At 49.0% G+C, this 11,363-nt stretch carries 9 protein-coding genes, 1 tRNA gene and 2 pseudogenes; 5 read left to right on the plus strand and 7 right to left on the minus strand.

Annotation, left to right across the window (positions count from 1 at the left end; genetic code table 11):
• Positions 1-293: 293 nt before the first annotated feature.
• Entirely contained in the window at positions 294-1,268 is a 975-nt protein-coding gene (locus EL645_RS19790) for a hypothetical protein (RefSeq protein ID WP_126552105.1), read from the plus strand.
• A gap of 170 nt (positions 1,269-1,438) precedes the next feature.
• Here EL645_RS19790 and EL645_RS19795 read toward each other — a convergent pair whose 3' ends face one another.
• Positions 1,439-3,046: a class I adenylate-forming enzyme family protein gene (locus EL645_RS19795; protein WP_126552106.1), complete on the minus strand. Its 1,608-nt coding sequence runs from the start codon at positions 3,044-3,046 to the stop codon at positions 1,439-1,441.
• Between the two features lie 272 nt (positions 3,047-3,318).
• On the opposite strand from EL645_RS19795, the gene EL645_RS19800 reads away from it, so the two are divergent.
• Complete coding sequence (locus EL645_RS19800; RefSeq protein ID WP_126552107.1) at positions 3,319-4,908, plus strand: GxGYxYP domain-containing protein; 1,590 nt, start codon at positions 3,319-3,321, stop codon at positions 4,906-4,908.
• Between the two features lie 95 nt (positions 4,909-5,003).
• Here EL645_RS19800 and EL645_RS19805 read toward each other — a convergent pair whose 3' ends face one another.
• The 3 genes from EL645_RS19805 to EL645_RS19815 form a co-directional block, all read right to left on the minus strand.
• Positions 5,004-5,231: a hypothetical protein gene (locus EL645_RS19805; RefSeq protein WP_126552108.1), complete on the minus strand. Its 228-nt coding sequence runs from the start codon at positions 5,229-5,231 to the stop codon at positions 5,004-5,006.
• A 690-nt stretch (positions 5,232-5,921) separates the two neighbouring features.
• Positions 5,922-6,326, minus strand: a complete 405-nt coding sequence (locus tag EL645_RS19810; protein ID WP_126552109.1) for a hypothetical protein — start codon at positions 6,324-6,326, stop codon at positions 5,922-5,924.
• Positions 6,327-6,630: 304 nt separating this feature from the next.
• Positions 6,631-7,509 carry a slipin family protein gene (locus EL645_RS19815; protein ID WP_126552110.1) on the minus strand — a complete coding sequence of 293 codons (879 nt, stop codon included), beginning with the start codon at positions 7,507-7,509 and terminating at the stop codon, positions 6,631-6,633.
• A gap of 159 nt (positions 7,510-7,668) precedes the next feature.
• Here EL645_RS19815 and EL645_RS19820 point away from each other — a divergent pair.
• From EL645_RS19820 to EL645_RS19830, 3 genes and pseudogenes are all read left to right on the plus strand, one after another.
• A tRNA-Val gene (locus EL645_RS19820) sits at positions 7,669-7,740 on the plus strand.
• A 126-nt stretch (positions 7,741-7,866) separates the two neighbouring features.
• Positions 7,867-8,507 (plus strand): annotated as a pseudogene (locus tag EL645_RS19825) (protein-L-isoaspartate(D-aspartate) O-methyltransferase).
• A 148-nt stretch (positions 8,508-8,655) separates the two neighbouring features.
• Positions 8,656-9,180, plus strand: coding sequence for a hypothetical protein (locus EL645_RS19830; protein WP_126552111.1), 525 nt, complete (start codon positions 8,656-8,658; stop codon positions 9,178-9,180).
• Here EL645_RS19830 and EL645_RS45565 read toward each other — a convergent pair.
• The 3 genes and pseudogenes from EL645_RS45565 to EL645_RS19850 form a co-directional block, all read right to left on the minus strand.
• Positions 9,172-9,692: pseudogene (locus EL645_RS45565) on the minus strand (sensor histidine kinase). The gene EL645_RS19830 and the pseudogene EL645_RS45565 overlap by 9 nt on opposite strands.
• 13 nt (positions 9,693-9,705) lie before the next feature.
• A complete protein-coding gene (locus EL645_RS19845) occupies positions 9,706-10,974 on the minus strand; it encodes a histidine kinase dimerization/phospho-acceptor domain-containing protein (protein ID WP_126552114.1) in 1,269 nt (422 codons plus the stop codon).
• A gap of 9 nt (positions 10,975-10,983) precedes the next feature.
• Entirely contained in the window at positions 10,984-11,361 is a 378-nt protein-coding gene (locus EL645_RS19850) for a hypothetical protein (protein WP_126552115.1), read from the minus strand.
• Between the last annotated feature and the right edge of the window lie 2 nt (positions 11,362-11,363).

Genomic DNA, 11,363 nt, shown 5'->3' on the forward strand with positions numbered 1-11,363 from the left:
TGTGGAGTGTGTTGCTGGGCGGCTGCAGCCGCCCAGCAACACACTCCACACCCTCCACCCGCGTGCGGCCTTACCACCTATGGTAGATAAAATATGGCCATGATTGCAGGCAATAGTCCTGTTCTTATCCATTTGGACAGGGCCAACAAAGTAGCTACACAAAAGAGCCCCAGGCTATTTTAGGCCCTCATAAGACGTTGTCGATAGCTATCGACAGCGCTATAATCTGAATGGTCGTGGAAGATTTCATGTCCCAGACACTGATTGACGCACTCAAAGGATAAAAAGATATCATGCTACAAACGTTACCGTTAGTTCTCTTCATTGTCATGACCGAGGTCTCAATTGGCGCCGTAAGCGTTCTGGTTTTTCTAGATTGGCGTAACGAGGTCAAGCGTGGTTTTCTGGTCTCATATGCTCTGATTTATCTTGTCCTGGCTGGTTTAACCTATTGGTTTCAGCAGAGCTTTTCGACTCCAGAACTACTCAATACCTATCCTCAACTTGATAAGGCCTGGACTGGTTATCAGTCCCTTCCATTATTACTTTTCTTCCTCTTGCTCATTCCTTATAGTTTATTTCTCTTGATGGATAAAACTGCAGGTGTACAGGAGAAGGGGGGCGCTAAAGAGGGCGAGGTTGTGCTTGATGCTTCGCGCAAAAATACCCCTGTTCGTGTCTTGCGCCTACTCAGTGGAGTTGCCACTGTGCTGGCGGGTCTGGTTACACTTTTTGTTATGGCGATGATCTATCGTCCTCTGGCCACCGGGAGCTTAGGTGGTTTCTTTACCGTTGCGGGCTTCTTTGCGGCCGCTTTTGCCCTGGGTGGTGTAATGACAGCTATGTGGCTTGGACACTGGTATCTGGTGACTCCTGCGCTGTCTGAGCGGCCTTTACAGTTTTCAACTACCCTGGTGCTGGTTGCCGTTGCGGCACAGGTAATCTTCTTTGCCATTAGTGGGCCGGCCTCAACCTATGCTAATAAGACACATACTAGCACACCTGCAGTGACCGCGCAGGCGACTCCCGTCCCTTCTAATCAGGTCAAGCCGGAAGGCGCCCCTGTGGTGGCTCCCCTGAGTCCGGATGCTATCAGTTGGATTCGCGTGCTGGTCGGCTATATCATGCCTCTCGTGCTGGGTGGCCTGGCCTGGAAACTGATTCGCGATCGCTCTTTCCAGTCGGCTACTGGCATGCTCTATCTGGTTGTGGTCTGTTCGCTGGCAGGTGAAATCATGGCACGTGGCCTGTTTGTAGGGGGACTGTAAGCTCTCTCCTGGCAAGCACGCTAACACAAAAAGAAGGATATCAATTTGATATCCTTCTTTTTGTGTTAGCGTGTATTACATGCTTTTCGGGAACTTTGCTCATTTTTTTGCTATTCCGATGCTATAAAATGAGTTTGGGCGCGTCAGCGCACGTCCGCATCTATTTTGATTTACTGTCCACGCAAGCGCGCCTTTTCACGCTCCTGCAGTTCTCGGCGCAGAATCTTACCGGATGCGGTCTTGGGAATGACATCTATAAACTCGATCAGATGGATACGTTTGTAGCCAGCCAGTTTCCCATTGGCAAATGCCAGGAGCTCTTCCTCGGTTATTGCCGTATCGGCTCTCTTTACCACAATACCCTTGATCAATTCTCCCGCTTCATCATCGGGCACACCAATAACCGCTGTATCAACAATGGCTGGATGCTCAAGCAGCAAGGCCTCGATCTCCGCGGGCGCGACACCAAAACCGTGGTATTTGATCATTTCCTTTTTGCGGTCCACTATATAGGTGTAACCATCCTCATCTACATAAGCCACATCACCGGTATGCAGCCACCCATCTTGTAGCGCGCGCGCCGACTCCTCGGGGGCGTGCCAGTAACCTTGCATGACCTGTGGACCACGTATCAGTAGTTCTCCCTGCTCGCCCTGCGGCAGCTCGCGTGTTCCGTCCTCGATATCCACAATCTTGCATTCGGTATTATGTACCGGGAGGCCGATACTGCCTAGCCGTATCAATTCGGGATCGCGTGGCTGTGAATGTGTCAAAGGTGAGGCCTCTGTCAACCCATAGCCCTGGACCACTCTCCCCGGTATCTTTTCCTGCAGTCGCCGGGCCGGATCAGTTGGAAGGGGGGCGGCACCGGAGAAGATGTATTGCACCGACTTCATTTTGCTGAGATCTATTGGCGCATTGGCCAGTCCCAGGATGATAGGGGGGACGGCAAAGTAGTAGGTTACCTTGTGCTTTTCACATAGTTCCAACGATTTCAGCAGATCGAAACGCTCCATGATCACCTGGGTCCCGCCACAAGCCAGAAAGCTACCGGTGAGCATAACGCCATAGATGTGATAGAACGGTAGAAAGAGCAGGGCGACGTCTGATAGATTGATACTGAGAGCGGTTATAAATTGGAGGTTATTACTTACCAGATTGCGATGGGTCAACATGGTTCCCTTGGGGAGCCCTGTGGTGCCCGATGAATAAGGTAAGGCCAGTAGATCATCACCCGTGATATCGACATGGGGTGGTTTTTTGGGGGATGATTGACGTAATAATTGGGCAAATAGAATGGCATTGGGCAGTGATTCGGGTTTGCGCGCCCCGGTCACAATAATATGTTGCAGATGAGGGAATTCTTTCTGGCTGAGCGCCAGATTTAGCGTTGGTACCAGTTCACTTTGCACGAGAATAGCTTTGGCTTCTGAATCAGATAATTGATAGCTAATTTCACGCTCTTTATAAGAGGGATTCATCGGGCTTACCACCACACCAATGGAGGCGGCAGCAATAAATGTGATGATATATTCTGGTCGATTGGTGATATACAGACAAATATGGTCGCCCTTACGGAGCCCTAATTCGTACAAACCATTAGCGATCCCATTTACCATAGAAACTGTTTCTCGATAGGTGAAGTTGAGATCATGGTAGATAATGGCGGGACGATCAGGATTATTTTCGGCGGCTTTGCGGAGAAGGTGGTCGTAAGGGATGTCTGGGAAATCCATTGGTGGCCGGAAAAGTTCGGGGGCAAACATTTTATTCGACATGCCAGGCGTCCTTTCTGGATAAACTCGACTGTGAGCAGCAGAAAATTACTACAGGACTGCGGGTCTGTTTGGATTAAAGTGACCGGTTTGCATACGCTAGTTTGCTTGTATATTGTAGCATACCTTCGTTTCACGGGAAGGTCAAGCTTTAATTGAAAAGCTAGCGATGAGAAGCACGCTCGCCCGCTTTTTTTGTGATTTGTCGGTACCAAAAAAACAGGTATTGAGGGCGTCAGTCAGGCTGGAAGGTAGCATAAAAATGGAGGGTAGCAATGAACAGCAATAGCTCTGGATTACAATGGTTCGATAAGCGTTTTCTGCCAGCGTTTCAGGCGCCCGTTCAGCTTACTATTTATGATTTACGCGGCGCATCTCGTGATGAACTGATTACTGCTACTGTTGCGGCTGGCATCGTCAATCGCGCGCAGGTGCAGGTCTATTTAATCACCAGCGATGATGATGCTTTCTGGCTAGAGCAAATTTTTGCGCGTATCCCTCAAGATTGGGCGGCGTCATATGGCTCTGCCGCTCTCATTGAGCTGTTGAACATGCATCTATCCGACTTCAAAGGTCTGGTTATTTATAATCCAGCCCTGCCTGATACTATTAATATCGCTACGACCATGGCTGGCTTGCAGGATGCTATCATTGTCTCGCCTGCAGTGGCTGAAGCATTACTAGCGGACTCTCCATTGCCTGTGCTGGACGATCTGCGCCGCTACGCATGGCAGACACGCTTACAGGCTTATCAATGGGCCCGGCAACATCTGCAGCCGCAATGCTCGGTCCATCTACTGGCGGGTTTAGATCCAGGGGCTTTTTGTGGCTTGCGCTCTTTCGTGGTGGCGACGCGTTCTTTTGTCTACTGGCTGGATTCGCGCAAATACCTGCCAGCGGCGGGCGATAAACTCTCTGAGCGCAGCCTGCTGCAACAACTGCTGGCTTTCTATGCACCTGGATCTGTGCACATGGGGTGGGTGATTCATGAGCAGAGCGCTGTCGCCATGGCTTCTGCCGTCGGGATGGCTGTGGTGGCCTCTGATTATGTGCTGAACCTGGAAGTATGGATGGCTTGTCCAGTCATGCCTATGCCCGCGTTGCCTCCGACAAAGCTCAGGCCTCATCGGCCGCGTAAGAAGATCTATGTGGCCTTTACTATGAGCGATGGGGATAATCTGCAGTATTGTCAGCATCGCCTCAGAACGATCTGGAATGATCCTGCGCGTGGTACCTTGCCGCTGGGATGGACATTCCCTCCCTTGCTTCCTGAGGCAGCACCAGCTCTGGCCGCTTACTATACCAGTACGGCGACAGCGTATGATGAGTTGATCGCTGGCCCGAGTGGCCTGGGCTATATCTATCCCTCTTGTTGGCCCAAACATCTCCTCAAGCCATTCTTCCAGCAGACTGGCGCCTTAATGCAGGCGTTGGAGATGACCACGCTGGATGTGCTGGATGTCGATCCTGTCTACCGTACAGGACTGCCATTGGTGGCTGCGCTGAGTTTAAAGGGGATGCAGCTCTCTGAAGCTCGTCTGGAGCATCTGTTGGCCCATGAACTGGTTCCCTACGGGGTGAAAAATATTTTAAGCGGGGCCGGTTTTACGGGGAAGATTGCGCGCTGGAAGCAAGTGGGCGAGCTGGCTATTTATCACCATCTTGGTTTTACTGATAGTGTTGAGCGTACTGTCAGGCTTATCCGTCTCTCATCTCTATTGTTTCGTCGGCGTCCACTCTTTTTGAGCGTGTACCTGATTGCCTGGAAAATGACTCCTTCACTGGTCGCACAGGTCATGGAACAGTTAGGAGAAGAGTATGAATTTGTGTTGCCAAAAACGCTTTTCTCCTTGTTATCTAAATAACGCTATCTGGACTTTTCCCGCGCCATTTTTTGTTGGTGAGATAGGATAGGGATATGATTATGATTGTATCCCTGTCTTATCTCACCATGCCTGTTTTACTTTTTTGCTGTGACCTTCATGATCGGATTGAGCTCTACTTCTTCTGTCTCTTCTTCAAGCTCTTCATCTTCTTCGTAATTATCGTCATTATCCTCTACTTGCTGATCGATCCAGTGTGCTGTGCGTGTATCACGCTTGTATGGGCGACGGATCTCACCTTCAGCGCCACGACGGAACGTGTCGCGCTTATTTGTAGAGTTTTTATCGCGTAATTTTCCTCTCATGCTATCACCTCCTCTCCTTTGAGGTGGTATTTATTATGCGACAACGCATGCATAAATAATGGACTAAACACCTGTTAGTTCTCCTGCACAGCAAAAATAATGCTGGCTATGTATTGGATGGAATGCTTCAGTTTTGAAGAATACAACCACTGGGTGCAACATACACTTTCTCTATCAATGAAGTATCTTCTTTATCATCGTGAGGAATGTTTCTACAGCGTGAGGAATGCTGAGGGTGAGAAAAAATGACGCTCGGATTAACACGAGCCACAACTGCTATCTGCATCGATTACGCATTCTTGTTAGTGGCCGGATGAGTTCTAGCATTTCGCTCACAATGTTCTGCAAGTATCTGTGTACTTTTCATAGAACCCACCTCCAGGAAAAATTTGCGATCCCATATCTACTATATACCGACAAAGGAACGTCTACCAACTGCTAATGAGTGTACTTGGCAGTGGCATAATTGTCAAGATATTTTTTGCCCACATTTTGGACTACTGTGTCGATTAGCCGGATATTGCTATGTTGGTGTGTTTGTGCGGGACTTCTATCTTATCTGCAAATAGACTTGAGGACAGCTGTGAGAACCTGAATTAGCAGCTATTAATAACTTATCCTTTGAAAGGATAAAAAAAGGACTTTGCTTACAGGCAAAGTCCCGCTTAAATATTCTTATATGTGCCGGCGTTAGCTACGGTAATTTCCGGCCTGGGTCAGAAAAACTTTGATGATGCCGCGCGAAATCAGAAAAAATAGACCTAATTCCACTACAATCATTGTGATCCATACCCAGATCAGTTGTGACTCTTTGACGTCATTGGTGCTCAAGGCATGAATGGAATTATAAAGTAATGGGATTAAAATTATCAGAGGAATAATCAGCAATGCTGCGCAAGAGATGATTACAACAGCTGGGAGTAAAACGCGCCAGATCCCTGAGTCGCGTAAGTTTTCAGTCTTCGCTGTACCATAGGCCTGTCGGTGTTCGCTGCTCGCTCTCTCCGCTGAGGCCGCAGTTGCTTGCACTGATGTATTCTGAGATGCTGTGTTCTTAGCTGGTTCCGCCGTGGAGCTTAAGGTCTTTTCGTCCATATGGTATCTCCTGAAGAACGTATATTGTGACTACGTCCCTCAGTATACCATATGGCGGAACCACTGCTCATGGTAAAGGCTCATGGTTTTATAGATGTTTATCGATTTGTTGGAAGATGCGCTTTTGTAAGACCATCACAATCGCGGGCAACACGACCACGCTCACAACCCATTTTGCCACCAATTTTTTCATTCGTTTTTCCTTTCAACCGGGTGGGGTGCATCACCCCACCCACTTTAAAGATCATATACGCGGTTTTTTCTGCCTGGTTGTAAAGACATGGATGCTGCCGCAGAGCTATACTCAGTCTTTTTTCATTGTCAGCGGGCGGTTTGCTGTTTGATCTACATAGGCATTGATCGGTGCCGGACGCGTTGGCTGTTCCACGACTGGACGCACCGATGGCCGCTCATGATTCTCCTCGGCTGCTTTGGGCAGGGATTTGAGTAATGGCTCGATGATATCCATTGGCAGTGGGAAGATGATCGTTGAGTTTTTCTCAACGGCGATCTCTGTGAGCGTCTGTAGATAGCGCAATTGCAATGCGCTGGGCTGTGAGCCAATGACGCTGGCTGCCTGTGCCAGTTGGGTCGAGGCCTGTAACTCACCTTCGGCATGGATAATCTTGGCGCGTTTCTCGCGCTCTGCCTCTGCCTGCTTGGCCATGGCACGCTGCATGCTGGCGGGTAGCTCGATGTCTTTTACTTCAACCGCTGTCACCTTAACGCCCCAGCGCTCGGTGTACTCATCGATGATGGTTTGCAGGTTCTGGTTGATACGATCCCGGTGCGCCAGTAGCTCATCCATGTCGGACTGGCCCAGCACGTTACGCAGGGTGGTCTGGCCGATCTGCATGGTGGCATCAATGAAGTTTACGACATTGGTGACAGAGGCTTCGGGGTTAACGACATGGAAATATACGACGGCTGTTACACGGATCGTGATGTTATCGCGTGTAATAATTTCCTGAGGTGGCACCTGCATGGTGACAATACGCAGGTCAACCTTGACCATCCGGGTAATCATTGGAGGTACCCAGAAGACACCTGGCCCCTTTGCCCCTTTGAGTGCTCCCAGGATAAAGATGACGCCGCGCTCATATTGCTGTACAACGCGGAAACCTGGAAGTATAAAGAAGAGTACAATTAATGCCAGTACTATGAATAGTATGATAAATCCCATGACTTGTCTCCTTCTGTTGCTAATGAGAATGGAAATTCTCTTCTACAATGAGAGACGCTAAATAGTCTACCTGATCAAAGAAATAGGAGGCGAAAATTTGTGATCAAATTACTTGACAATCTGATGTACTAATGCTATAGTTATCCCCGTCAGCAAATAGGGCGCTTAGCTCAGTGGTAGAGCGCTTCCTTCACACGGAAGAGGTCACTGGTTCGATACCAGTAGCGCCCACCCTATTCTCCTGAGAACATATTCCCACATCTCAATGCTATTACGATCTTTCCCCTGTTGTAGTTGTTAATTAGTTCCACAAATTTATAAGTTTTTACAAAATCAATAGATACCCATTGGATACATATGTCAGAAGATTTTTCTATTCAGCGTCAACAATTGATATCAGAGTTGCAACAAAACGGTATACGCAATGAACGGGTGCTGCAGGCCATTGCTATGGTGCCTCGTGAGCTCTTCATTGATTCTTCCTTTCAGCCTATGGCCTATGCCAATCAGGCTTTGCCTCTGGTGTTGGGACAAACAATTTCTCAACCCTTGATGGTGGCCTTGATGACGCAGGCCCTTCAACTCACCGGCACCGAAAATGTATTAGAGATTGGAACCGGCTCTGGCTATCAGACCTCGATTCTTTCTCAGCTATCTCGCTATGTCTACAGTGTAGAGCGCTATCCACAGTTATCCGATCAGGCTGCTCTGCGTCTGGAGCGTCTTGGCTGTGCCAATGTGTCGCTCCTGATTGGCGATGGCTCTATTGGTTGGGCTGAACATGCCCCCTACGATCGTATCCTGGTCACGGCTGCCGCCCTCGTGTCCCTGCTCAATTGGTGGAGCAATTAAACATGGGTGGGTTACTGGTCGTACCCGTCGGTGATCAATCTCAGCAAGAACTGCAAATAGTTCAGAGAACACAGTGGGGCACGCACACACAGTCGCTGGGGCGCTGTGTTTTTGTCCCTCTCATCGGCGAGGGCGGCTGGCGTTAATCCTTCGCTCCATTCCTTTTTAACTTGAAAAACATTGATGGAAGTCTATTTTGGCTGTCCAATTGCGTGATGGTGAATTGTTGCTTTATAATAAAGAGTAATAGAAGGTGTTCTCTGGAAGACAGTTGCTGCTGTGGAGGAATTTTGCATGCCAGGTTTTTTAGATAGTATCCATATTACTAACGTTTTGGGATTAGTAATATTCCTGGTGCTCTGGATTATCCTCTGTGAATTAACCCATGTAATAGTGTTGCTCTGGCGCCATGAGCCTTTGATAGGCTGGGCTGTCGGCCCATTTGGGCTCACATTGATGGCTCTACGCGAACCATCAATTATCTCTATCTGGCTTGATGTGCTGGTGCCTGCGATTGTATCTGGTTGTGTACTGGCAATCGGACTTTTTACCTCTTTAAGCCCCATAACCTTCCCTGGCCATCAGTTGGTCAAGGTTTTTATGATCGCTTGTGGCGTTTTGATCACCAGTACCGCGGACCTGATAAGTGCACTACGAGACTTACGTTATCCTTTATGGGGCGACGCGCGTATTTTGCGCACTATGCAGTTCTTGCGTGCGAACTGGTCGAAGATTCACTTTACTTCTTTTGGCCATTCTTATTTGCGCACCCATTTTGGCTCAAATCCAGCTGAGTTATTGCAGATTCTTTCACTCTAGAACTGCATCGCTCCTGGGCGCAGCCTCTGATGGTTGATCTGGCGGTGGAACGATGGGCAAGATTACGTGGAAAGTGCAGCCAGTTCCCTGGTTATTCTCCAACCAGATATGTCCACCGTGGCGATCAATAATTGCCCGGGCCACATAGAGCCCCAGTCCGATCCCTGCATAATGCTGGCTGGCGGTATTATGAATACGATAGAAGCGCTCAAAAATGTGATCAAAATGCTCGGGGTTCACCCCTATTCCCTGATCTTTTACGCTGATGTGATAATTGGCCCCTGTCTGTGCAGGCGTACAATGACCTGCCCTCCATGCGGTGAATATTTGACCGCGTTATCAAGGATGTTGCCAATGACCTGTTCTATTCTGGCTTGATCCGCTACTATTTTGGCTTCTGGCTCTGTTGTCTCAAGCATCAGACTATGTTGTTCTGCGCTTGCCTGCACTGAACGTACAAGATCGGCCAGAACGGTTGGCAGATCAAACGTGCCAGTGAGTGATCTGCCCATGTACTGTGAAAGGTCAGAGATCGTTACCAGCGTTCCAGGTGCTCGTTTGACTTTGATGTTCAGATTGCATCCTGTTCTCTGTACTCCATTGGTTTACTTTGTTTTTTCGCAGTCTTCTGGTACTCGGATTGGCCTCTTCTGTACTTGCGCGTATTTTGTGTAGCCGTCGTTCGACGCGCCGCACCAGGTGCTGGGTGTATCCCTTAATGGCGGTCAGGGGCGTGCGCAATTCGTGCGAGACCACTGAGACAAAGTCATCTTTTAGCTTTTCTACCTGTTTGCTCGATGTAACATCGTTGACAACTGCGACCACACCAACTGGTCGGGTCGCGAACTCGCTGGCATCGTGTAAGGGGGCTGCGCTAATATTGAGGGTAAGTGGGACGCGTGCATCTTCTTGCCCGGCTACTAATTCCTGGTTTTTGACGGTATGGCCATCGAGTGCCTGCTGAATAATATCGGCCAGCCGTGGAAGCCATGGTACGCTACTGGTCTCCGCCAGCTTGCGTAGCGGCACGCCGGGCGTGAACTCTGTTTGAGCCTGAGTCAGCAGTTGTTCCGCTGAGGTATTAAGGGAAGTAATGGCGCCTTTGGCATCAGTAATCAATAGCCCTTCCGCCATACTGCCAATAATTAATTCCAGGCGCATCCGTTCTAGTTCAGCCTCACGCCAGAGAGCATTTTCGCGCTCGCGCAGGCGTACATTGTCCAATGCCACTGCCGCGTAATCGGCGATCATGGTGGTCAGTTGCAGCAGATCAGCATCAAACGTTCCGGGTTTTTCGTCAAAAAGACTGAGTATGCCGATAATGCGATTTTCAACGGTAAGAGGTATATTTAGACCAGAACCAATGGTGGTACTGGATATTTCTCCCTGGTCACGGTGCTGCGCCAGCTCGTCTGGTGCGTCAAAGTAAGCCGTGCGTGCTAGCTGTTCTGGAGTAACAGTTGGAAAGTTGAGCGCATTGGCAGCACTGGCAATACGCTGAATCATGGCTTCTAAAAAAGACCCATTGAGTGGATAACAAGGAATAATAAAAAGGTCGAATGGATCGCCTGTCAGAAGAATACAGCAGGCTGAAAAACTGTAGAGGTCTTGTAGGGCTGCCAGTAGAGCACGATGAACTTGAAAACGATCGAATGCAGCAACAAACTGTTTTCCGATTGTATTGAGATATTCCATCTCTCGTTTAAGCGCGCTTAAACGATCTGCGCTCGGTCCATGCGGAGAGCGATAGGAGATATCTGCGGCTTGTGACTCGGATTGTACACTGCTCTCCATGCGGCCCCCTTACTGCAAATGCCTTAATTGATGTGCTACTTCGTCATGAAGGGGTGGAACTATCAGATCACCGGTAAGTTCACGCAATCCTGCGAAGCACTCATCTAATAAGGCGTTAAGCCCCTCTGCGAGTTCACATGCAGTAATGCCACCAAGTTGCTCATGGATGACTGACGGAACAATATCTGTATAAGGACGGTTGACTAAGCAGTTAAGAAACGGATAAATGTCTTGAATACGTTTGGCGGCACTTTGTACGAGAACACGAGTGGTCGCTTTCCCTAAATAGGGAGCTACTCGCTCATCAATCAACCCAATGGCCTTCAGGTACGCCTCTGTAACTTGCTCACGGGAGACGGAAGAGGAGTTGTCATGTATGGGTAACACTG

Origin of the sequence: Dictyobacter kobayashii (genome assembly GCF_003967555.1) — a bacterium.
GTDB lineage: Bacteria > Chloroflexota > Ktedonobacteria > Ktedonobacterales > Ktedonobacteraceae > Dictyobacter > Dictyobacter kobayashii.

Bases quoted from the DNA above. Each gene is read 5' to 3' on its own strand.
- EL645_RS19795 (WP_126552106.1), bottom strand. From the start codon at position 3,046: ATGTCGAATAAAATGTTTGCCCCCGAACTTTTCCGGCCACCAATGGAT.
- EL645_RS19790 (WP_126552105.1), top strand. From the start codon at position 294: ATGCTACAAACGTTACCGTTAGTTCTCTTCATTGTCATGACCGAGGTC.
- EL645_RS19830 (WP_126552111.1), top strand. From the start codon at position 8,656: ATGCCAGGTTTTTTAGATAGTATCCATATTACTAACGTTTTGGGATTA.
- EL645_RS19805 (WP_126552108.1), bottom strand. From the start codon at position 5,231: ATGAGAGGAAAATTACGCGATAAAAACTCTACAAATAAGCGCGACACG.
- EL645_RS19800 (WP_126552107.1), top strand. From the start codon at position 3,319: ATGAACAGCAATAGCTCTGGATTACAATGGTTCGATAAGCGTTTTCTG.
- EL645_RS19810 (WP_126552109.1), bottom strand. From the start codon at position 6,326: ATGGACGAAAAGACCTTAAGCTCCACGGCGGAACCAGCTAAGAACACA.
- EL645_RS19845 (WP_126552114.1), bottom strand. From the start codon at position 10,974: ATGGAGAGCAGTGTACAATCCGAGTCACAAGCCGCAGATATCTCCTAT.
- EL645_RS19815 (WP_126552110.1), bottom strand. From the start codon at position 7,509: ATGGGATTTATCATACTATTCATAGTACTGGCATTAATTGTACTCTTC.